The 22,286-nt window shown below is 63.3% G+C and carries 20 protein-coding genes; 13 read left to right on the forward strand and 7 right to left on the reverse strand.

Annotated elements, in window-relative coordinates; all coding sequences use genetic code 11:
* Positions 1-140: 140 nt before the first annotated feature.
* Genes IE053_RS03340 through IE053_RS03365 form a run of 6 tightly spaced genes read left to right on the forward strand, consistent with a single transcriptional unit; the run spans position 141 to position 5,392 of the window.
* Complete coding sequence (locus IE053_RS03340; protein WP_189571757.1) at positions 141-1,037, forward strand: septal ring lytic transglycosylase RlpA family protein; 897 nt, start codon at positions 141-143, stop codon at positions 1,035-1,037.
* Positions 1,037-2,194 carry a D-alanyl-D-alanine carboxypeptidase family protein gene (locus tag IE053_RS03345; protein WP_189571760.1) on the forward strand — a complete coding sequence of 386 codons (1,158 nt, stop codon included), beginning with the start codon at positions 1,037-1,039 and terminating at the stop codon, positions 2,192-2,194. The genes IE053_RS03340 and IE053_RS03345 overlap by 1 nt, the downstream gene beginning before the upstream one ends.
* Complete coding sequence (tmk, locus tag IE053_RS03350; RefSeq protein WP_229786034.1) at positions 2,191-2,826, forward strand: dTMP kinase; 636 nt, start codon at positions 2,191-2,193, stop codon at positions 2,824-2,826. The genes IE053_RS03345 and tmk overlap by 4 nt, the downstream gene beginning before the upstream one ends.
* Positions 2,804-3,787, forward strand: coding sequence for a DNA polymerase III delta subunit-related protein (locus IE053_RS03355; protein WP_189571762.1), 984 nt, complete (start codon positions 2,804-2,806; stop codon positions 3,785-3,787). The genes tmk and IE053_RS03355 overlap by 23 nt, the downstream gene beginning before the upstream one ends.
* Entirely contained in the window at positions 3,777-4,556 is a 780-nt protein-coding gene (locus IE053_RS03360; RefSeq protein WP_189571765.1) for a TatD family hydrolase, read from the forward strand. The genes IE053_RS03355 and IE053_RS03360 overlap by 11 nt, the downstream gene beginning before the upstream one ends.
* A complete protein-coding gene (locus IE053_RS03365) occupies positions 4,553-5,392 on the forward strand; it encodes an MBL fold metallo-hydrolase (RefSeq protein WP_189571767.1) in 840 nt (279 codons plus the stop codon). The genes IE053_RS03360 and IE053_RS03365 overlap by 4 nt, the downstream gene beginning before the upstream one ends.
* 68 nt (positions 5,393-5,460) lie before the next feature.
* Here IE053_RS03365 and IE053_RS03370 read toward each other — a convergent pair whose 3' ends face one another.
* The 3 genes from IE053_RS03370 to IE053_RS03380 all read right to left on the reverse strand — a co-directional run bounded on the left by IE053_RS03370 (position 5,461) and on the right by IE053_RS03380 (position 8,161).
* On the reverse strand, positions 5,461-6,333 hold the full coding sequence (locus tag IE053_RS03370; RefSeq protein WP_189571770.1) for a sulfotransferase: 873 nt from the start codon (positions 6,331-6,333) through the stop codon (positions 5,461-5,463).
* 74 nt (positions 6,334-6,407) lie between these two features.
* The gene (locus tag IE053_RS03375; RefSeq protein ID WP_189571773.1) at positions 6,408-7,154 is read right to left on the reverse strand and encodes a hypothetical protein; all 747 of its coding nucleotides are present in this window, start codon (positions 7,152-7,154) and stop codon (positions 6,408-6,410) included.
* Between the two features lie 260 nt (positions 7,155-7,414).
* Positions 7,415-8,161 carry a histidine phosphatase family protein gene (locus IE053_RS03380; protein ID WP_189571776.1) on the reverse strand — a complete coding sequence of 249 codons (747 nt, stop codon included), beginning with the start codon at positions 8,159-8,161 and terminating at the stop codon, positions 7,415-7,417.
* Positions 8,162-8,309: 148 nt separating this feature from the next.
* Here IE053_RS03380 and IE053_RS03385 point away from each other — a divergent pair, with 148 nt between their 5' ends.
* Both IE053_RS03385 and IE053_RS03390 read left to right on the forward strand, forming a co-directional pair.
* Positions 8,310-9,974 carry a D-alanyl-D-alanine carboxypeptidase family protein gene (locus IE053_RS03385; protein ID WP_189571779.1) on the forward strand — a complete coding sequence of 555 codons (1,665 nt, stop codon included), beginning with the start codon at positions 8,310-8,312 and terminating at the stop codon, positions 9,972-9,974.
* Positions 9,971-11,221 (forward strand): hypothetical protein, encoded by a 1,251-nt coding sequence (locus IE053_RS03390; protein WP_189571782.1) that lies wholly within the window; start codon positions 9,971-9,973, stop codon positions 11,219-11,221. The genes IE053_RS03385 and IE053_RS03390 overlap by 4 nt, the downstream gene beginning before the upstream one ends.
* Here IE053_RS03390 and mfd read toward each other — a convergent pair.
* The 4 genes from mfd to IE053_RS03410 form a co-directional block, all read right to left on the reverse strand.
* Positions 11,218-14,721, reverse strand: coding sequence for a transcription-repair coupling factor (gene mfd / locus IE053_RS03395; RefSeq protein WP_189574694.1), 3,504 nt, complete (start codon positions 14,719-14,721; stop codon positions 11,218-11,220). The genes IE053_RS03390 and mfd overlap by 4 nt on opposite strands.
* Positions 14,722-14,865: 144 nt before the next feature.
* Positions 14,866-16,578, reverse strand: coding sequence for an ArnT family glycosyltransferase (locus IE053_RS03400; protein WP_189571786.1), 1,713 nt, complete (start codon positions 16,576-16,578; stop codon positions 14,866-14,868).
* A complete protein-coding gene (locus IE053_RS03405; RefSeq protein WP_189571789.1) occupies positions 16,575-17,312 on the reverse strand; it encodes a glycosyltransferase family 2 protein in 738 nt (245 codons plus the stop codon). Before IE053_RS03405 ends, IE053_RS03400 begins: the two co-directional genes overlap by 4 nt.
* A 208-nt stretch (positions 17,313-17,520) precedes the next feature.
* Positions 17,521-17,796 (reverse strand): FAD assembly factor SdhE, encoded by a 276-nt coding sequence (locus tag IE053_RS03410; RefSeq protein ID WP_189571792.1) that lies wholly within the window; start codon positions 17,794-17,796, stop codon positions 17,521-17,523.
* Between the two features lie 138 nt (positions 17,797-17,934).
* On the opposite strand from IE053_RS03410, the gene fdxA reads away from it, so the two are divergent.
* The 5 genes from fdxA to IE053_RS03435 all read left to right on the forward strand — a co-directional run bounded on the left by fdxA (position 17,935) and on the right by IE053_RS03435 (position 22,261).
* Entirely contained in the window at positions 17,935-18,276 is a 342-nt protein-coding gene (fdxA, locus tag IE053_RS03415; protein ID WP_189574696.1) for a ferredoxin FdxA, read from the forward strand.
* A gap of 482 nt (positions 18,277-18,758) precedes the next feature.
* Entirely contained in the window at positions 18,759-19,295 is a 537-nt protein-coding gene (locus IE053_RS03420; RefSeq protein WP_189574698.1) for a CarD family transcriptional regulator, read from the forward strand.
* A 96-nt stretch (positions 19,296-19,391) separates the two neighbouring features.
* Positions 19,392-20,492, forward strand: coding sequence for a sensor histidine kinase (locus IE053_RS03425; RefSeq protein WP_189571794.1), 1,101 nt, complete (start codon positions 19,392-19,394; stop codon positions 20,490-20,492).
* Positions 20,489-20,863, forward strand: a complete 375-nt coding sequence (locus IE053_RS03430) for a response regulator (protein WP_189571797.1) — start codon at positions 20,489-20,491, stop codon at positions 20,861-20,863. Before IE053_RS03425 ends, IE053_RS03430 begins: the two co-directional genes overlap by 4 nt.
* Positions 20,864-20,911: 48 nt before the next feature.
* Positions 20,912-22,261 carry a Na+/H+ antiporter NhaC family protein gene (locus tag IE053_RS03435; RefSeq protein ID WP_189571800.1) on the forward strand — a complete coding sequence of 450 codons (1,350 nt, stop codon included), beginning with the start codon at positions 20,912-20,914 and terminating at the stop codon, positions 22,259-22,261.
* Positions 22,262-22,286 lie beyond the last annotated feature (25 nt).

Here is a 22,286-nt window from a genome sequence, read left to right on the forward strand (position 1 = left end):
GGAAGGCTCTTGGATTCACGCCTGTCCAAACCGAAAGGCGGGATAGCCTCACATCGCGTTGACCCTGATCTCAACGGCCCCTTAACCTTAGGGGGAGGAAGGGAAGGGCCACATCATCGCTGGCACGAGGACGTCTGTTTATGCGGTCAGTAGCTTCGCGCATCGTTGCGCTTGCCCTCATCTCCCTCCTTGCGGCCTGCGCCTCCAACGGCGGCAAGCAGGCGAGGGACGGGATCTACGGCACCCCCAATCCGCACCAAAAGGTCGGCAAGCCCTATCAGGTGAAAGGTGTCTGGTATGTCCCCAAGGCCGAGCCGAGTTACGATCGCATCGGCTTTGCGAGCTGGTATGGTCCGGGTTTCCATGGCCGACTGACCGCCAATGGCGAGGTCTTTGACGAGAACCGCCTGACGGCTGCGCACCCGACCCTGCCGCTGCCCTCAATCGTGGAAGTCACAAACCCGAAGAACGGCAGGCGGGTGACTTTGCGCGTCAATGACCGCGGTCCGTTTGCCAATGACCGCATTCTCGACCTCTCGAAAGAAGCCGCGCGCCAGCTGGGGACGCTGGAAGAGGGTGTCGCGACCGTCCGCGTCCGTTACAAGGGTCCGGCCAGGATCGACCAGGCGATTACTGCCCTCCGCCAGCCGGAGCGTGGCCAGTCCCTCGCGCTTGCCGCTGGCGCCGTCCCGCTCCCCCAACCGAAGCCCGATCCGGTCCTGCCTGAAGAAGCTGACGTGATCCTCGCCGATCTCGACGTCAGCGTGCTCGACGGCGTGCGCATTGGCGGGCCGCAGGACGAAGCCTATTTCGTGCAGGTCGGCGCCTTTTCCTCCGCCGGGAACGCGAGCGCCGCTGCAGCCCGCATTCCCGAGGACAAGCCCGTGGCCCTGCATAACAAGGACCTTGGCCACACGCGGTTGACCCTTGTCCGGCTCGGTCCGTTCAGCCATCCTTTCGCGGCGCAAAAAGCGCTTGAGGACGCCAAGCGTCTCGGTTTCCCTGACGCCCATATCATTGAAGGATCTGCCCGCTGATGCGGCTTTGGCCAGCCACAGTTCTCTCTCTCGCTCTCGTCGCCCTCCAACCGGCAACAGCCCAGAACGAAGATCTCATCAGGACCACAGCGACCCACGCGGCGATCATGGATGTCGCCACGGGCGAGTTGCTTTATGGCAAGGACGCGGCAACGCCCGTGCCGCCTGCCTCGATGTCCAAGCTGATGACGGTGGCCGTTGTTCTCGACCTCATCGAACAGGGGAAAATCAGTCTGGAAACGCCGTTCTACGTCTCCGAGAAGGCGTGGAAGACCGGCGGCTCGAAGATGTTCGTGCTGGTCGATACCCAGATCACGGTCGAGAACCTGCTCAAGGGCATCATCGTCCAGTCCGGGAATGATGCCTGCATCGTTGTCGCGGAGAACATCGCCGGCAGCGAAGAAGCGTTCGCCGAGCTGATGAATGCCCGCGCCCGTGCGTGGGGCCTCGAGGACTCGAGCTTCGCCAACCCCACGGGCCTTCCGCACCCTGATCAGCGGATGTCCATGCGCGACCTTGCCAAGCTGGCACGGCATATCTGGTTCGAATATCCCGAGTACCGCTACCTTTTCTCGATCCCCGAATTCACTTGGTCGAACATCACCCAGGCCAACCGCAATCCCCTGATCGGCACCATGGAAGGGGCCAAGGGAATGAAAACGGGTCACACGGAGGAAGCGGGTTACGGCGTTGTCGGTCTTGCCGAACGTGACGGCGAAGCCCGCATCGTCGTCGTGACAGGGCTCGACAGCGAAGCCCAGCGCCGCAGGACAGCCATCGCGATGATGGACGAAGCCTTCGAAGCCTTCGAAACAAAGACCTTCTTCTCCAAGGACCAGGTGGTCGGAACCGCCGAAGTCTTCGCCGGAAAGGCCGATACCGTCCCCCTCCGCATCGATCAGGACATCACCTATACGACCCACAAGCGTATCCTTGCGGGCGCCGAGGCGGAAATCGTCTATGACGGCCCGCTGCGCGCACCGCTGAGGGCAGGAGAGCAGGTGGCTGTCCTCCGCTTCGAGCTTCCGGGCGATCCAGTGCGCGAGTTTCCTCTTTACACGGCCGAACCCGTCAAGGGCCTCGGCGTCTTCGAGAAGATTGGCCTTGGCCTGAACAAGCTCCTGACTCCGCCGCCTGACGGGGCATCGTCGAAGTGACCTTCATCACTTTCGAAGGACCTGAGGGAGCGGGGAAGAGCACGCAAATCAAGCGCCTTGCCGATGCTTTCGAAAAGGCTGGCCACACGGTCGTGCTGACACGGGAACCCGGCGGCGCGCCCGAGGCGGAAGCCCTGCGCGCGCTACTCCTCGATCCGGCGCGCGAATGGTCACCCTTGGCCGAGGCGCTCCTGATGAACGCGGCCCGCGATGCGCACATGCGCCAGACGATCCTGCCAGCCCTCGAAGCCGGGCACGTCGTCCTCTGCGACCGTTTCTTCGACTCCACCCGCGCCTATCAGGCCAGTGTTGGCGAGGAGACGCTGGACGCGATCCACTGCGCCGTCGTCACCCGGCTCCCGGACCTGACCCTGCTTTTCGACCTTCCTGTCGAGGAAGGCCTGGCCCGAGCCTCGAAGAGAGGAGCCGCCGACCGCTTCGAAGGAAAAGGCCGTGCCTATCACGAGGGCGTCCGCAAGGCATTCCTCGCCAATGCAGGGAAGGACGCCCGCACTGTCATCATCGACGCCAGCCGCCCCATCGACGAAGTCTCGGCGCAGGTCCTGAAAGCGGTTAACGATCGCCTCCCCGGTCTGCTAGGGCAGGGGCATGGACACCCTCCCGCCTCCTGAAGAAGCCACGGATTTCCTCGCCGCCCCCCAGACGCGGCTTGCCGTCGAGCAACTGCTCGCCAGAGACGCCTTCGAGGGCGGCTTCATCATTTCCGGTGCCGAAGGGGCGGGTAAGGCGACCCTCGCCTTCACCCTCACCGCGACGATCCTGTCCGGCGGGAAGAGCCTTGGCGAGGCCGATCCGAAAGTCCGCAGCCTGATTGCTGCCGGATCGCACCCGGACGTGGTGGTGCTGCGCCGGACTGAGAACGAGAAGACCGGAAAGCTCCGCTCCGAGATCGATGTGGAAGCCGCGCGAAGGGTCATCGGACGGCTGCACCAGACCTCGACCTCTGGTCATTCCATCGTCATCGTCGATCTCGCTGACGAGCTTGGCCGTTCCGCATCGAACAGCTTGCTGAAAATTCTCGAAGAGCCTCCGAGAGGTGCTGCGCTCTTTCTTCTCAGCCGCTCGCCCTCACGCCTGCTACCAACCCTCACCAGTCGGTGCCGCAAAATCGCGCTACGGGCCGTCGAGGACGAGCCGCTAGCAGACTGGCTGGTCCAGAAGGCAGATTGCAGCCGGGAAGAGGCGCTCAGCTTTGCCCGTGACGCAGGAGGCGCGCCGGGCAGGGCGCTTCGCCTCTCGCTGGGCGAAGGCAAGGATGCCTCCCAGATGGCCGACGGCTTCCTCCGCGCCGTCCACGGCCGGGGCGACCTCCTCGCTGCCTCGCGCAAGTTCTCGGGCAAGAATGCCGAGCTGGTCGCCGAAGAGGCCCGCGAAATCGTCCTGACGCGACTTCGCCGCGCCTTGACCGAGGATGATCTTTCCCGGACGGACCTTGCGCGTCGTCTCGCAGCCTATGACAAGGCGAGGGCGCTGTTTGCAGAAGCGGGCACTGCGGATCCAGCCCAGACGGCGCTCGTCGCCGGGATGGCAATCCGTGATGCCCTGTCCGGAAAGGCCACGCATGTTCGTTGACAGCCACGTCAATCTGCACGGCGAGAAATACGAAGACGATCTCGATGAGGTTCTTCAGCGTGCCGAGGAAGCAGGCGTGGGCGCGATGCTCCTGATCTCGGATCGGCTTGAGAGCGTCCCCGCCATTGCCGAGATCGCTGAGCGCAGCCCCGCCTTCACGCGCTCCGTCGGTGTCCATCCACACCACGCCAAGGACTTTGGTGACCTGACCGCCGAGCGCCTGATCGAGCTGGCTCATCCCGAAAAAGTCGTCGGCATCGGCGAATGCGGACTCGACTACTATTACGAATATTCCGACCGGGACGTACAGAGACGCGTCTTCGCAGCGCACATCGCAGCCAGTCAGGAAACCGGACTACCGCTCATCATCCACACGCGGGACGCTGACGAAGACATGCAGAGGATGCTGGAAGAGGCTTATAAGGACCGTCCGTTCCCGTTTCTTCTCCACTGCTACACGTCAGGCCGCAGGCTGATGGAAGCGGGGCTCGAAATGGGGGGCTATGTCGCGTTTTCCGGCATCGTGACCTTCAAGCGCGCCGATGAGGTGAGGGCGCTGGCCAAGGACTGCCCGCTCGACCGCCTGCTCATCGAGACCGACTGCCCCTATCTCGCCCCTGTTCCCTATCGCGGTCGCCGTAACGAGCCGGCCTATGTCATCCCGGTGGCCGAGAAACTGGCCGAGATCCGTGGAGAACCGCTGAGCGTGATCGAGGAAGCGACCACCGAGAACTTCTTCCGCCTTTTCGAAAGAGCGCCGAGACCGTGAAGCTCCGTGCCGTCATCCTTGGCTGCGGCAGCTCGGGCGGCGTGCCGCGCATCGGCGGGCCTGATGGCCGCGGCGATTGGGGCGCATGCGATCCGTCCGAACCCAGGAACCGCCGTATGCGGTGTTCCATCGCCATTCAGCGTGCGCATGAAAACGGAAGCTGGGAGGGAGATCTCACGACGATCCTGATCGACACGTCGCCGGACATGCGTCTCCAGCTCATCGGGAATGGCATTCGTCTCGTGGATGCAGTGCTCATCACCCACGACCACGCCGACCAGACTCACGGCATGGACGACCTGCGGGCCGTTGCCCTCCAGAACATGGCCCGCGTGCCGGTTTACATCTCCGAGCACACCTCGCCCGCGATCAAGCACCGCTTTCGCTATCTCTTCGAGCAGTTACCGGGCAGCGCATACCCGGCAATCCTCGACCGGATCGAGATGCCGGAGGACGGGCAGACGGCATGGATCGATGGCCCCACAGGCCCGATTCCGTTCACGCCATTTCTCCAGAAGCACGGCCGCGTGCCTTCGCATGGCTTCCGCTGCGGCCCGTTCGCGTATTCGGCCGATCTCAATGACATGGAACCCGAAAGCTGGCCCATTGTGGAAGGCGTCGATTGCTGGATCATCGACGCGCTCCAGTACAAACCCCATGGCAGCCATCTGCACCTCGAGAAGTCGCTCGAATTCCTCGAACGCGCAGGCGCCCGGACCGGCGTCCTGACGAACCTGCACGTCGTCATGGACTACAACACACTCGCGAAGGAAGTGCCGGATAACGTCGATCCGGCCTATGATGGTATGACCATCGAACGGGAATGGCAGGAGTAGGACCACGCTCCAGCCCCCTGCCTGCCTCGTTTATTATTTGCGACAACACAAATTGTGCATCATACTGATTACCAGTCGAGGCGCTTGCCCAGCAGCTCCTCCAGCGCCCGGTTGTGCGGCTCGAAGAACGCGCTGAGCTCGTCGCGCACGCTCTGCGGCACCGGCTTCCTATTCGTTCCTCGATTGGCGATACGGTAGTCGATCTGCTCGTTCATCGTCTTGACGCCGAGGAAGTCGCAGACCCTGGCCACGGCGCGCTCGGGCGCCTCGAAGACATCCGTGCTGCCCATCACGAGGACCTGGTTCCTCGGGAAATGCCGCCACAGCCGCCGGATCTGTTCGTGATAAATTCCCCGCCGCTTGTAGCTCGCATGGATCATCGTCTCGCGTCCGCTTTCGCCCGCCCGCAACGCCGCGAGCTGGCGGTCATCCTCGATCGCCATGGCCTCTTCGATCGGCAGGGTTTCGCGGCCGGCGCGAAGTTCGTGGAAGTAATGCGAAATGGCTCTCTCCACCGGATCGCGAAGCAGCATGATGATCTTCGCATCGGGGACCGTTTCGCTGAGCGCCTCGATGGCTCCGGGCTCGAAACTGTAGCCTGCGGTCGCTTCACCGGTCAGCCGCCGCCCCTTCGCCACTTTCAACGGAAAATGCGCCCTGTACCAATTTTCCGTGTACCCTGCTCGCTTTCCCCTCGTGAAGTAATGGGTTTCCTTTCGGAAGGCCGGCATGATCTGCGGGTGTTTGATGAGATAGCTGTAAAGGCTCGACGTGCCGCTCTTCATCGCGCCGACAATCACAAAGTCGGGAAGTGCGCGGAGCGCGGCCATCCAATGGCGCACGCGAAACCTGGGCGGGCGCACGAGACGCCCGTCGTGGTGGGGCGCTGCAAGGAAGAGGGCCGTGTCCCCTTCCCCGCGCAGCGGTCTCGTCGTCTCCATGCCAGCAAGTTCCCTGCACCGTGACCCGTGCAGGATGGAACAGCTGATCCTGGAGGCAAGTCAAACCACGGTGCTCAGCCGTTGTCCCCCGCCCTTGCGTAGTATTGCTCCGCGTAGAGCGCCGCGAGAGTGCTGTTGAAGCCGCCGACGCCATAGGTAGCTTCAAAAAGGGAAAGTGCAGCCGTGCCCCTGATGAAAAAGGAGTTCCGGAAGCTGCTCAGGGCCCCGAATTCTGCGCGCATGGCTGCGAGTTCATTGGTGAGACCATCGATCCGCGTCAGTAATTCCTTGACGGAATCGCCGTTCTCATTGGCTCGAACATCACGCGCCTCGGTTGACGACACGGACGGCTCGCTCTCGAGGCCTGTTCTATCCCGGGTTTGCTGTGCTTCCAGCTTGGGTGCCTCGGACTTTGGCGCTGCCTCCGGTTTCAGCGCTTCGGATTGGGGTGATGTCTCGAGCTTTGGCGCATCGGATGGAGGTGCTGCGTCGAGTTTCGACGCCTGCAGTTGCGAAGCTTCATCCGGCCCATCCGTTACCTTGTCCGGAGCAGGCACTGGAGCGTCACGAAAACTGGGGAAACCGCCGGTGAAGAAACGCGCGGATGCGAGGCTCGGGCGGAAGTGCATCAACCCGAGCTGATTGTCGTGGCTGATTGAGAGAAGCGTCCGGGAGGCCTTGGCAGGCTTTGTTTTCTTCGGCTTCGAGTGCTCCGCGATCTCGGTCTTCGCCTTGCGGGCCATCTTTTCCGCAGCCGCGCCTTTTTTCTTCAGCAACTTTGCCCTGTCCGGACCGGCGTCCCGAAGGACTAGCCCTCTCATGGCTTTGCCGTGCGCCCGAGCCCACGGTGCAACACCTGCTGTTTCGATACCCATCTCGACCTCCTTAAACAAAAACTGCATAAAGATTGGCTTTTATTTGCCGATGCAGTTCTGACTGGACTAACGAGATCAACCCTTAGTTGGTGCGCTGAAACGATCTCTTGAGGTTTTTGAATCGCTTCTATTCAAAGCTGTTGGTCGAGCTTAGGATCGAAGACACCAAACTGCTCAAATCACTGTATTAAAGGCAGAAATGCCACTCAAAGGCCTTTACGGGGTCGGGCGCCACCAAAGTCGATCCCAAAGAGATGTTCCAGGCTCGTGCGCGGCAGGCGTTCCTTGATTGGGTCGTGGACGGTCAGGTTCACAGCCTTGAGGATCACCCGCTCGACCTCAACGCCTTCGCCACTCGGAACGACATCGAAATCGAGCACGTTGATGCCGCAGAGGTCCTGCTCGAAATGGCCAAGCGCGCCGAGCCCGCCCCCCGTCAAGTGAGCGAGAAGGATGCGGTTCACCCCCTCATGGGCGACGAGAATCCCCGTTTTCCAGGCGTGGTCGGTGATAAGGGATTGATACGCATCCACGATTCGCGCCTCAGCGTCCGCGAAGAGTTCCCCGCCCGGAAGGAAGCTGGCGCCCTCCTCGTCCGCGCCGTCGAAGCTGAAGGCGAGCCGGGCGCAGAGTTCCTCCGGCGTCTCCACCTTGACTTTGCCGCCGCGTATTTCCGCGAAGCCTTCGATCGACACCGGCTGGAGAGCGGAGTCCTGCTGGTCGAGCACGATGGAGAGCGTCTCGGCGGTCCGGGGCAGCCCTGAATTGAACGCAGCATCGAACCGCACCCCTGCCAGAGCCTTCCCTGCCAGCGCCGCTTGCGAGCGGCCCTCTTCGGTCAGCGGAACCTGTGTGAAATCCTCCAGGCCCGGCGCGAAATAATCCACATGGCCATGGCGCAGGAGGTAAAGCCGTCGCCGGCCGGTGAGCGGGAGTTCGCTTCCGTCAGTCATGAAACTGTCTCTGATCGATTCGGGCGCGGGTGCCGATTGCCCCGCGCCATGGTTATTTTTACGTTGATGACGAGAAAGGGTGCGCGCAAGCTCGTTTTCGGCGACACTTGCGCGCCATTCAGGGGCGGTTCTTGGGAGACTTTGGCGCGTGCGAGGCCATCACGTCTTAGCGGTCAGCTTTGTTGCGCTCGCGGCGATCTACGTCGTGTTGTTCAACACCTCGACGCGGATCGAGCCTGACGCTGCTTGGAGCCGTTTCGAGAGCTTGTCCGCTGCGGGATATGACGGTCGTGCGGTCGTGCACGGCGATCGCGCGCTTCGGCTTTGGCGTGAGATGGCGGACGCCGCGCCCCGGGATGTCCACAGCCGACAACTCGAAGTTGCTGACGCCCATTACCGAGGCGGCAAGCCAATGCGCGCGATCGAGGAATACGCTGCGGCGCTGTCTTCGGCGCAGGCAGCCAGCCTGACCGATGACCGCCGCATCGAGATCCGCCGCCGGATTGCTGAACTCGACCTTGCCCAGGGCAACGCCGCGCGTCCTGCGCTCATCGCCGCGCGCTTCCTGGAGCGCTCGGGCGACGCGCTCGCCAATCACAAGGACAGGGAGAGCGAGGGCGAGCAGCGTTTCCTCGACCTTGTTGACGCCATGCGACCGGGTTTCACCGATGTCCTTCCGGCCGATGGTTCAGGCCGCCGCATCGACAGTCGGGCCGGGAATTCTCTCGAGATCGCGGACGCGATGACCACCGTGGGCGGTTACTATGCCTTGGAGGCCGACGGCGCTTATGCAGCGGCCGGGCTCCTTTCCTCCGCCCATTCCATCCGCGAGAGCCAGCTCGGCCCGGACCACGCTGACACCATCCAGACTGCCCTTCTCCTCGCACCGGTTTACGAGCGCATCGATCGCCTGTCCGACGCCGAGGATCTCTACGAACAGGTCTTCCAGGCGGTGGAGCGGACCAAGGGCTCGAACAATCCCGAGCTCAGCCTCTATATCCGTCTTCTTTCAGGCATTTACGAGAAGCAGGGCCGCCTGACCGAGGCCGAGGCGCTGAACCGGCACATGCGGCAGATCTTCCGCGATGCTTTCGGCGCCCGCCGCTACGCCGCCAACCGCTCCCGCGACCGCCTCTTCGACATCAACCGACCGGTATCGGCCAGCTTCCCGCTGGAAGCCGATTATATCCCGCCGGATCTCGTCCGCGCGGCGGATTTCGGCATCCCCCTCTCCAAGTCACCGACGGTGGAGGAGATGCAAATGCGCCTTGCGAAGATCGACGGCACGTCGATGCCCGAGAGCCTCGCGGGGCTTCTCGAAGCCTGCTCCAGCGAGGGCGAACGCCTGACCCTGCGCTCGGCCTACCGCAGCCACCGGACCCAGCGCGTCCTTCACCGTATCAACAAGGACAAGGGCACCGTCGCCGATCCGGGCACGTCGGAGCACCAGCTGGGCCTCGCCGCGGATATCGACGTCAACCGCCGCTTCATGCGCGCCACTGACCGGGCCTATTCGTGCTTCGAGAAGAAGGCGTGGCAGTACGGCTTCATTCTCAGCTTCCCGCAGGGCAACACCTACCTTCCAGGCGCGGACAGCTACGAGCCATGGCACTGGCGCTTCGTCGGCCCACGCACCGCACTTCTCTACCGGGAGATCGGGCCGTGGGGGATGCCGCAGGAATTCCTGTCGGTCCTGCCCTGTTATGAGGAGCGCGCGCTCTCCGGCCTGTTTGTGGATAGAGAACGCGGCGATATCTGCATCGAATCGCTCACACAGTCGGCGTCGTCCGAGAGTGAGGAACGGGGCACATGATGAGCGACCATGATCACCGCGGGAGCGTCACCGTCCGGCTCCTCGGCGCAGCGCAGGCCTGGCGCGACCGACTGATCACAGAAGGTTTCGCTGTCCCCACTGGCGGGACACGCCGGGTCGCCCTCGCCGACCTCCGCGGGGTGAGCGATCTTTCGGCTGCGATTGCGGACGCTTCGGCTCTCGCAGGCGTCGAGCCGCTGGTCGCGGTCATTGGCCTCGATGACCGCCTGCCACCGGAGCCGCCTATCGGGGTCATGCTCGTCCGCAACGCCGAGGGTTGCGAGAGCGGTATTTTTCGCGCCCTGCGCAAGGCCGCAGCGTCCCGGATCGCGGCCCAGACCGCCAGCACGCGTTACCGCGCGCTTGCCTCGTCAGGCCACTGCTTCCCGAACGTGAAGCCCGAAGGTCTCGACACGCCGATCGCGCTGCTGGCTGATCCGCATCCTGAAGTTCTCCATCTCCTGACGGCGACAGCGCGGCGCGACCTCATCGCTCCGCTCACCTCCAGCCAGACGCTCCGCCTGCTAGAGGCGCAGCACGCCGGCGGCCTCCTTATCCACCTTGCAGGCGGCAAGGAGCATCGGCTACCTGTCCTGAAACTCATCCGCAGGCAGAGCGATCTCAAGGGCCTGCCGGTTGCGGTGATGGCTCCTGAATGGTCTCCGGAGGATGCCGGGCCATGGATCTCCGCAGGGGTCGACCTTCTTCTGACCCCGGACGAAGTCGAGCATGGGCTCGCTTTTCTCCGTTCGGCTGGCAACCGTTTCGTGGCCGAGCGCACGGTCAGCCGCGCTCTCGCGGCTTCGTCCATGTCCGATGACGGCGAGGCCTCGCCGATCTACGGCAGCGTGCTCTTCGAGCGGCTCGCGCTCGAACACCTGGCACAGGGTGATGATCTGGCTTTCGGGGCCATCCGGCTGACTCCGGACGAGCACGGGACCGAGCATGACCTGTCCGAAGCGGGGGTCTACATGGCCATGGCGATGTCGCCGCTCGACTTTGCGATGCGCGTCCGCGATGACCTGTTCATCGTCGCCATGCCCTATGCCGACCGCTTCCACGCCGGCCGGACCATGCGCACGCTGAAGACGCTGGTCGAGGACCTGAAATTCGGCACGGAGCCGGAGCCGGTGCTGATCTCGGCCAGGACAGCCTTCCTGGAAAGCACGGATGAGAGCCCGGCCGAGGCGGTCGCGCGTCTCGTCTCGGTCCTCGATCGGGAGCCAACGAGCCTCGCCCTGGCCTAGGCCGCGGCGGCTTTCTCCTCGGCAATCTCCACAAGGACATTCAGCACACGGCGACAGCCCTTGAGCCGGGCTTTCTCGTCCGGCCAGTTCTGCTTGAAGACCAGCTTCTGGTCCGGCCGCAGCTTCATGTCGTAGGGCGTCTCGGACAAGTACTGGACGAGACCGCCCGGGTTCGGGAAGCGGTCGCGGAAGGTGATGACAGCACCCTTCGGCCCGGCATCGATCTTCGCCACCTCGGCCCGACGGCAAAGCGCCTTGATGCCGACAATATCGAGCAGGTGCTCCACCTCCCGCGGCATGGGCCCGAAGCGGTCGATGAGCTCCGCGGCAAAGGCTTCGATCTCCTGGTCCTCCTTGGCGTCGGAGAGCCTGCGATAGAGAGACATCCGCACATCGAGGTCCATCACATAGGTCTCAGGGATGAGGACCGCCGTGCCGATATTGATCGAGGGCGACCACTGCTCGGACGCGGCTTCACCGTCCTTCATCTCGGCCACGGCCTCCTCCAGCATATGCTGGTAGAGCTCGACGCCGACTTCCTTGACAGTGCCCGATTGCTCCTCACCCAGAAGGTTGCCAGCGCCGCGTATATCGAGGTCATGGCTCGCCAAGGTGAAGCCTGCGCCCAGGGTATCCAGGGACTGCAGCACCTTGAGCCGTTTCTGTGCGCCCTCGGTCAGCTTCTTCCGTGCACTGGTCGTCATGTAGGCATAGGCGCGCTGCTTCGATCGGCCCACGCGTCCGCGGATCTGGTAGAGCTGCGCGAGACCAAACATGTCCGCACGGTGAACGATCAGCGTATTCGCAGTCGGCACGTCGATGCCGCTTTCCACGATGGTCGTCGCGAGAAGGACATCGAATTTGCCCTCATAGAAGGCCGTCATGATATCCTCGAGCTCGCCCGCTGCCATCTGTCCGTGGGCGGTGCGGTACTTCACCTCCGGGACATGCGTCTCGAGCCAGTCTTCGACATCCCGCAGGTCGGAGACGCGCGGGCAAACATAGAAGCTCTGGCCGCCCCGGTAGTGCTCGCGCAGGAGCGTCTCCCGCGCCACGACGCTGTCGAATGGCCCGATGGTCGTCCTGACGGCCAGCCTGTCGACCGGCGGCGTCGCAATGATCGACAGGTCGCGGATACCCGACATCGAGAGCTGGAGCGTCCGCGGGATCGGCGTTGCGGTCAGCGTCAGGACGTGAGTATCGCCGCGATACTCCTTCAGGCGCTCCTTGTGCTTGACGCCGAAATGCTGCTCCTCGTCGATGATGAGAAGGCCGAGGTCCCGGAAACCCACCTGCTTCGACAGGAGAGCATGGGTGCCGATCACGACGTCCACGGAGCCATCCTTGAGCCCCGCGCGCGTCTGGCTTGCTTCCTTCTGGGAGACAAAACGGGAAAGCTGGCGCACATTAAGCGGGAAGCCCGCAAAACGCTCCTTGAAGGCACGCGCATGCTGGCGTGCCAGCAGCGTCGTCGGGCAGATGAGGGCCACCTGCCGCCCGTTCATCGCCGCGACGAAGGCCGCGCGCATGGCGACCTCGGTCTTGCCAAAACCGACATCGCCGCAGACTAGCCGGTCCATGGGCCGGCCCGAGGCAAGGTCGGACAGCACGTCGTCAATGGCGTTGAGCTGGTCTTCGGTCTCCGCATACGGAAAGCGCGCGCAGAACTCGTCGTAGACGCCCTCGGGCGGGGTCAGCACCTCCGCCTTCTTGGCGGCGCGCTTGGCGGCGATGGCGATCAGCTGCTCGGCCATCATCTTGATGCGTTCACGCATCTTCGCCTTGCGAAGCGACCAGCCCTGTCCGCCAAGCTTGTCGAGCGGGTGGTTCGGATCGTCCGAACCGAAGCGCGAAAGCAGTTCGATATTCTCGACCGGCAGGTACATTTTCCCGCCGGCATATTCGAGTTCGAGACAGTCATGGGGGGCACCGCCGACCTCAAGGGTCTGGAGCCCTTGGTATCGCCCGACCCCGTGGCTCACATGGACGATCAGGTCGCCAACCGAAAGCGAAGAGGCTTCGGTCAGGAAGTTGTCAGCCTTCTTGGTCTTCCGCTTGCGGACGAGGCGGTCGCCGAGAATATCCTGCTCGGCGAGGATGCAGATCTCGTCCGTCTCGAAGCCATTCTCGAGGCCCAACACCACGACGGGTACGGTGCCCGAGCCAAGCTTCACGTCTTGCCAGCTCCTGAGGCTCGCAAGGCCCGAAACATCATGGTCGCCGATGACTGTCTTCAGGCGGTCCGCTGAACCCTCCGTCCACCCCGCAATGATGACAGTCTTGTCCTTGCGCTTCTCGTCGATATGGGCGGCGACTGCGTCGAAGACGTTCTGCCCCCCTGCCCGCTCGGCAGCGAAGCTCCGCGCTTTCTTGGCGCCGAAATCGAAGGCGCGCTTGTTCGGCTCGGGGGAAAATGGCGAAAGCGGGCGCAGGGCTACGTTCTGGAGGCTCTGGGTCCACTCGTCCCGGCCAAGGTAGAGCGCCGTCGGCTTGAGAGCGCGGTAAGGCACGCTGTCGAGGCTCGCCTTCTCGGAGGCCTTCATGTCCTCCGCACGCGCACTGTAATAGTCCTCGACCTGGTTGAAGCGTTCTTCGACCGCCTCCGCGCCCAGATGGTCGAAAAATGTCAGGCCATCGCCCACATAGTCGAACAGCGTGCCGAGGCTCTCGTAGTAGAGCGGCAGCCAGTGCTCCATCCCGGCCTGCCGCCGACCCTCGCTGACCGCTTCATAGACGGGGTCGTCGCCGGGCGTGCCGAACCGCTCGAGGTAGCCCTTGCGAAAGCGGCTGATGGTCTCATCGTTGAGCAGGACCTCCGACGCAGCCGTCAGGTGGATGCCCTTGCGCTGCCGCGTGGTCATCTGGCTCGCAGCGTCGAAGGCGCGAATTGATTCAAGCGTATCCCCGAAAAAGTCGAGCCGCAGAGGCTCTTTCGTGCCCGGAGGGAAAAGATCGAGAAGGCCACCGCGCACCGCGAACTCCCCCGGCTCGCGCACGGTCGAGGCTCGGGAATAGCCATTGCCGACAAGGTAAGCGATCAGCTCGTCCATCTCGACGGTCGCACCAGGCTTGGCACGGAAGCTCGCCTGCTTGATGACGGCCTTGGGCAGCGTCCGCTGGGTCGCAGCGGCTATGGTCGTGACGACGACAAGCGGTGTGCCGGGCTTCCTCAGCGCCAGCGTGGCGAGGGTCGCGAGCCGCTCCGCCACGACATCGGAGCCCGGCGACATCCGGTCATAGGGAAGGCAGTCCCACGCCGGATAGCGCAGGATAGGGATCGTTGGCGCAAAGAACTTCAGGGCGGAGATCATCGCAGCCGAACGCCCCGCGTCGCGGGTGATGATCGTCGTCACCTCGCCCGCCGCCTGCGCAGCCTCGGCGATGCAGAGCGCATCGGCTCCTTCGGGCGCGCCGTAGACGGTCACATGACCCTTGGGGCGGTAGGCTTCGTCCTTCGAGATGATCGGGTTGACCGATGTCAGCGCCACGCCGTTCTCCATGCGAAAAAGCACGGACCGCCTTCTGGCGCCGCGCTGGGAACGTCGGACCTAGTGTGCGGAGCGCAAGAGATCAACGCGGCAGGTTGCCAACTTATCCGTCATCCGGGGCCCGGTTTCCCGCTGCTGCCAGCCCGGAATGCCGGTTCAAAGCCGCCGCGGCTCGCCCTCGCCCAATCTGAGCGGGCTCGTCCCCATCACGATCAGGGTCAGGGTCATGTCCCGGCCCTTCGAGACATTCGTCCCGCGCACCTGCCCGAGGACGCGGATGGGTCGTCCCTGCATGGCCGCCGTGAACGAAGCCATTTCGCGCTCTTCCACGATGGCCACGCCGCAGCGGCCGTTGTCGATCAGGAAACGCGCCGCTTCCGCTCCGGTCTCAGCAAGCACCGTGTCGGTGCCGAAGTAGAAGACATTCGACGGCTCGCGGTAGCCAGCGGTGACGAAGCGCATGTCTTCGCAGCCCTCAAGCCGGGTCGCGATCTGCCAAGCACGGTTGGAGGGCCACATCTCGTCAAATCGCGGGACCGCTCCGCCAGCGAAGAGAGCGTAAAAGACCACCGCTGCGAGCCCCGTCCATGCAGTACCGTTGAAGGTCGGCTTCCTCAGTGTCCAAAGACCCACGATCAGCACAAGGATCGCCGCTGCGCACATCCCCAGCACCCACGGGGTGAAGAACTCCCCGCCGAGATCCGAGATCCCGAAATAGGCAGCCACCGGGAGCGCGATCGTCGCGAGCGCGAACAGCGCCAGCGCCAGCCAGTGCAGCGCCTTCCCGAGCCGGCCTTCCAGGATCTCTCCGGCGTCCCGCAGGCCGACCGCGCAGAGAAGCGCAAAGGCCGGGTAGACCGGCAGGACGTAGTGCGGCAGCTTTGTGCCAACGATCTCGTAGAGAATGAAAAACGGGAACGCCCACCCGATGAGGAAGACCATGGCGGGTTCCTTCCGGCGCATCCACGCTGCAGCCAGGCCCAGTCCGAGCAGCGCCGTTCCTGGCCAGAAAAGCACCGGCAGCAGGCTCGTGTGGTAGAGAAGCCACCCGCCGTGATCGTCGTCACCCTCGGCCACCTTTCCGAGAAGCGCATGGCCCACGGACTCGCGCAGGAACTCCCCATTGGTCTGGATCGAGATCAGCGCCACCCAGGTCAGGCCGACGGCCGCGAACACCACGACGCCCCGTAGCGGCCGAAGCCGCCTCAGAGCGTGCCAGTCCCGCGTCACCCCGACATAGAAGAGGATCGTCAGAACCGTCATGATCGTGATGATCGGCCCCTTGATGAGGACTGCGAGCCCGCTCGCGAACCAGAAGAGCAGTGGCCAGCCGCGGAATTCCTTTGGCGGAGCTCCCTTCGGTTGCACGAGGATATGAAACAGCGCGAGCTGGGACAGGGTGCCGGCCGCCATCAGCATGCTGTCGGTCTTCGCCATCCGTGCATCGGCTGCGGCCAGCATGGTGAAGCCGAGAATGCCCCCGGCGATGGCCCCCGCCGCCCCGCCGAACATCCGCGCACCGATCATGGCGGTGAAGAGGCAGGTGAGGATTACCCCGAGATAGCTTGGAAGCCGGTAGGCCCCGATCGGCGCCTCCGGCCCGCCGAAGGGCTGGGTCGCCACCACCTGCATCCAGTAGATGCCGGCGGGCTTCACATAGCGCGGCTCTTCCTGGAACCGGATGTCGATATAATCACCGGTCTCCATCATCTGCGTCGCGGCCTGGCTGTAACGGGCCTCGTCCCGGTCCGTGACAGGCATCGTCCACTGGCCCGGATATAGGACCAGCGCGACAAGCCACAGCATCAGCAGCGCCTGGCCAATGCCAAGCTTGCCCGCGGGCTGGTAGGCCGTGCCGAGCGGGCTCATCGCGTCCCCTCGGGGCGAAGCAGCATATGCTTGCCCGGCGTATGGGTCCGGCGCATCAGCCAGACGACGCCCATCAGGTCGAAGAAGCCCGCGACAGCACGCCCGATATTCGAGTATTTCGATTGTCCCGCGGCACGCGGACGGTTCGTGACCGGAACATAGCGCGCTTCATAGCCGAAATGCTTGTTCCACGCCGGAAGGTAGCGGTGGAGCGCGTCGAAGAACGGCATGGCGAGATAGAGATCCCGCGGCAGCACCTTGAGGCCGCACGCCGTATCCGGGCAGTCATCATGGAGCAGCGCCTTGCGCAGCCCGTTGGCAAGGCGCGAGGCCCATTTCCGGTTTGCGCCGTCGGTCCTGTTCTGCCGCACCCCGCCCACGAGGCCCACATCGCCGACGCAGGCGAGGTCGATCTCCGCCGCCATGCGCAGGAGGTCGTTGGGGTCGTCCTGGCCGTCGCCATCCATGGTGCCGATCCAGACCGTCCTTGCTGCAAGGGCGCCGGTGCGCACCGCAGCGGATTTTCCGGCCCGGACAGGATGGCTGATGACCTGGACGCGTTCATTGCCCGCGGCGCGCGCAGCCTCCGCGGTGCCATCGTCGGAGCCGTCATCGACGACGATGATGTGCGAGCCGACCGCTTCGGTCTTCGCGATCACTTCCTCGATCACCGGGCCGATCGTCTGGCCTTCGTTGAAACAGGGAATGATGATGGAAAGCGTCGCGTCCGCCATGCCCACATAACCTCGAAGCTAAACCTAGCGGATAGGCTGCGCAGCGCTGACGGGCAACCGGTAACCGACGGAGTGGTGTGCAGCTGCCAAGCGTTTCGCGGAGCTTGGGAAGAGCAGCAGGTATGTCTCGCGCGGATTTGCGAAAAGCTCATCGATGTCTTCGTCGGCATCGACGCTGGCTATCCACTGCCGCGTGACGAACCGCGGATCAGCGGGGGATCGTCGCCGCCACGTCGAAAGCCTGAAGCTTCTTCAGGACCGGTCCCTGATAGTTCGCCGGGGCCTCTTCCCGGCCGATGATCCAGCCGTAAAGTTGCTGGTCCGGGACTTCGAGCAGGAGCCGGAATTCCTCGGTCTCCTCATCGGTCATCTCGGCGAGATGCTTCTTGGCGAAGCGGCCGATCACGATGTCCGCCTCCTTGAAGCCGCGGTAGCTGGCCCGGTAGAGGAGCCGTTTCTTCTCGGGTGTGAGTTCTGCTGACATAGCCGTTCGAATAACCGATTTGACGCGGATGCGCGCTGCGACGCATTGCTGATTTCTATCGGCGAAGGCAACCACACCGGGTTGCTTCGCAAGCGCAACGTCATCATACCCTTCTCGCTCAGACCGGAGAGAGTGCCCGTGACCTACGTCGTCACCGATGCCTGCATCGCCTGCAAATATACAGACTGCGTCGAAGTCTGCCCCGTGGACTGTTTCTACGAGGGCGAGAATTTCCTGGTGATCAAGCCGGAGGAATGCATCGATTGCGGCGTCTGCGAACCTGAATGCCCGGTCGACGCGATCAAGCCGGATACCGAGGACCCCGACGGCAAGTGGGTCGAGATCAACGCGAAATACGCCGAAGTCTGGCCGAATATCACGGTGGCCAAGCCACCGCTCCCCGACGCCGACAAAATGGCCAATGTCGAGAACAAGCTCGAGACCCTTTTCAGCCCGAATCCCGGTGAGGGCGACCAGTAGTGGTCCCGCGCTCTCGCAACCTTCATCCCGATCCGGGACAGACAGGCTGGTAACTCTTGGAACTTTGTGCTATATGAGCCAAATGGTGACTTGGCACGAGGCGAAGTTCGAGCCGCTGGCGAAAGGACAGCGGGCTCCATGGGACCTCGGTCCGCAACATATCAGGACCACGGCGAGTCTTTCGGAAGCAGGGTGCTTTCGCACCACTGCCCGCTGAGAGAGGACCACGCGTTCCGATGCCCGGTCAACAGGTGATCGCAAGGATTTTCATCAGGATTTTCCGCACCGCTCGTTCTGCGGCTGCCGAAGTCCTGCTCTGACAGTCCATTGCCATAATAGAGAAGGCAAACGTGGCTAGCTCAAACACTGCTAACGCTCTGAAATCGATTAAACTGTCTCCCGCTCAGGCCAAGCCGAAGAAAGCGGAAGCAGAAGGCGAAAAGCCGAAAATCGCACCTGCTCCGCTGCGCCCGGCCCTCAAGGTGGCCAAGCGTGCCGAGGCCAACCGCGACAAGAACCAGAAGTTCAAGGTCAAAACGAACATCATCTATCCCGCGCACGGCGTCGGTTACATCACCGAGATCGAGAAGCAGGAAATCGCCGGCATGGAGATCGAGCTTTTCGTGATCGAGTTCGAGCACGAAAAGATGAAGCTCCGCGTTCCGGTTGCGAAGGCTGCTGCCGCAGGCATGCGGAACCTCGCCCCCGCGAAGAAGATCGACGAGATGATGAAGCTCATCCAGGGCAAGCCGCGGATCAAGCGCACCATGTGGTCGCGCCGCGCCCAGGAGTATGAGGCGAAAATCAACTCAGGCGACCTGCAGGCCGTCTGCGAAGTCGTTCGCGACCTCTTCCGCCCCGCCGACCAGCCGGAGCAGAGCTATTCCGAACGCCAGCTCTTCGAGCAGGCGCGGGAGCGCTTTGGCCGCGAGGTCGCTGCCGTCCGCAAGAAATCCTTGGACGAAGCGATTGCCGAGATCATGACCAATCTCGAAAAGCGCGCCAAGGCGGACGCATAAACTTCACAACCTGACGAAGTGTCCCCGGTTCCCGGAACCGAGGGTTCCGCCGTTCGGTTCCTTGCATTATTGCGAGCAGGACCGAGCGGCTTTTTCATGGCAGACACACACCAGTTCACATCCCTGGAAGAAGAGAACGCCGAGCTCCGGCGTCAGGTCGCCGAGCTGATGGAGCTGCGCGCCGCCGACGCGTCGGCAGCGGCGAAACGGGACCAGAGGCTCCGGTTACTCGAAGCCGTCCTTGAAATGGTCCCGGTCGGCGTTGTGTTGAGCGACGAGAACGGTCGCATCTACCACGGCAATTCCCGCGTCGAGGAGATGGTCGGGCACCCTGTTCTTTATTCGGAGGACGACGAGTCCTACGGGGAATGGGTCTCGTTCCATGCAGACGGGAAGCAGACCGAAAGCCACGAATATCCACTCGCGCGCGCTCTTGCGGGGGAGGAAGACCCCGAGCTGACGGTCCACTACCGGCGCGGCGACGGATCGATGTTCTGGATGCGGATCATCGGCCATGCCCTCAGGGACGCGGACGACCGGGTCGTTGGCGCCGCTGTCGCCTTGGTCGACGTCGATGAAGAATACAAACTGCAGGAAGATCAGCAAATTCTCATCAAGGAGCTCAACCACCGGGTCAAGAATGCCTTCGCCGTCGTGAAGTCGATCGTGAGCCAGTCCCTGCGGGGTCAGGACCTTCCCGATGGTCTCCGCCAGACGATCGACGACCGTCTGAACGCCTATGCGCGAGCCCACAGCAAGCTTGTCGGAAGCAAGTGGAACTTCGCGCCCGTCCGCTCCGTTGCCGAAGAGATTCTTCCCGATATCTGCGGCGACCGGATCACGATCGAGGGTCCTGACTGCGAACTGCCTTCCGAGCAGGCGCTCTCGCTATCGATGGCGTTTTACGAACTGGCGACCAACGCCACCAAGCACGGTGCCTTGTCAGTTCCGGATGGGCATATCGAACTGAGTTGGCAGGTCGAGGAGCGCGACAATAACGAAAAACACCTCCGCTTGATGTGGCACGAACGAGGTGGGCCGCCCGCTGTTCGTCCTGAGAGACGCGGATTTGGAAGTTTCATTATCGGCCGGGCCATAGCGGCACGCACCGCGGGCGAGGTCGAAACCGATTATACCGATCAGGGATTCGCGTGGACCTTGGATATGCCACTCGAAGCTCTAAGTGAGGAGACATGACGACAGCTTCGCCACAGCGCATTTTCATCGTCGAGGACGAGGTCACCATCGCATTCGAGATGAGTGATACCCTTGAGGACCTTGGGTTCGAAGTCGTCGGTCCGAGCGTCCACCTGTCCGACGCTGAGAAGAAAGCTGCCAACAAGACCTTCGATGTCGCCTGCCTCGATGTGAACCTCGGCAATGGCAAGACATCCAAGCCCGTCGCGGAGATCCTGCGGGAGCGCTCGATCCCTTACGTGTTCCTCACCGCCTATGATGCGGACCAGGTCGATTTCATCGATGACAAGGACATCGTCCTCAAGAAACCGGTCTCCCAGCAGGCCCTCGTGAACGCCATCAAGAGAGCGTACAGCGAAGCGGAAGCCTGAAGCAGCGGGTGAATTGCACCGAATCGAGGCTTGCGGCACACACGGTCGATGGAGTTTCTGTCGCTGTTACCGCCGGTCCTGGCGCTCGCCCTTGCCTTCTGGACGCGGAACGTCGTCCTTTCGCTGCTGCTTGGCCTCGCGTTGAGCGAGCTCCTGATTCTTGGCGGCAACCCGCTGATGACCTTCCCGGCGACCATCGAGCGCATCGTCGAGGTCTTTCTCTCTCCCGGTGACGCACAGATCATCCTGTTCTGCCTTCTCGTCGGCGGCCTTCTAGCGCTGATGCGCAGATCCGGGGGCATCGCCGCAACGGTGAAGCACCTTATCGATTCAGGAGCCGTCGCCACGCCGCGCAAGGCATCCCTCGCCACCGCCACTGCTGGCATCCTTCTCTTCATCGAAACAAACATCAGCCTGCTGACGGCAGGTATCCTCGGCCGGCCGCTGTTCGACCGTCTCAACCTCAGCCGAGAGCGCCTCGCCTATATCATCGACAGCACCTGCTCACCGATCAGCGTGCTGATCCTTTTCAATGGCTGGGGTGCCTATGCCCTCGGGCTGGTCGGCCCCTATGTGGGTGACGACGCCGTCAGCGTTGTGGCCGGTTCAATCCCGCTCAATTTCTACGCCCTCGGAACCGTCGCGCTGGTCCTCTTCACCGCATGGACGGGCAAGGTGTTTGGCCCGATGGCAAGAGCCGCGTCCCGCGGCGCCGAGGAAGTCGCCACGGAGGAGCCAACCCGCGCCGCCTATACGCTGGTTCCGGCGGGGATCCTCGTCTTCGGCACCCTCGGCTTCATGATGTGGACGGGCAATGGCGATATCCTGGAAGGCGATGGCGCGAAATCGGTCCTTCTCGCCGTTTCCCTGGCGATGACCGTTCTTCTCACCATGCTGGCGATGGCCAGAAGCTTCAGAAAGGGGGAGCTCACCGAGGTCACTTTCTCAGGCGTTGGCGAGCTCTTGCCCGCAACGACTGTCATCCTTCTCGCCCTCGCGCTCGGCGACAGCCTCCGCGCCCTCGGCACGGGAGAACTGATTGCCAGCCTCGCCACCGCATTCCCTGCGCCGTTCGCCTTCCCTGCCCTCATCTTTCTCGCTGCGGCGGGAACAAGTTTCGCCGTCGGCACGAGCTGGGGCACTTACGGCATCCTTATCCCTGTGGCGATGCCGATCGCCCTCGAAACAGGCATCCCGCCGAGCGTCATGCTCGCGGCAGTGCTTGGCGGCGGGGTGTTCGGCGACCATGCCTCGCCGATCTCCGACACCACGCTGATCGCCAGCCTCGCAGCGGGCTGCGACCATATCGAGCATGTCAGGACGCAGCTGCCCTACGCACTCCTCGCAGCGGCCGCGGCGACCCTGGGCTACCTCGCTATCGGGATCGCGACCGCCTGACACCTGCACCACTCGGCTGCTCCCG

It is taken from the genome of Parvularcula lutaonensis (assembly GCF_014651915.1).
In the GTDB taxonomy this organism is placed as follows: domain Bacteria; phylum Pseudomonadota; class Alphaproteobacteria; order Caulobacterales; family Parvularculaceae; genus Parvularcula; species Parvularcula lutaonensis.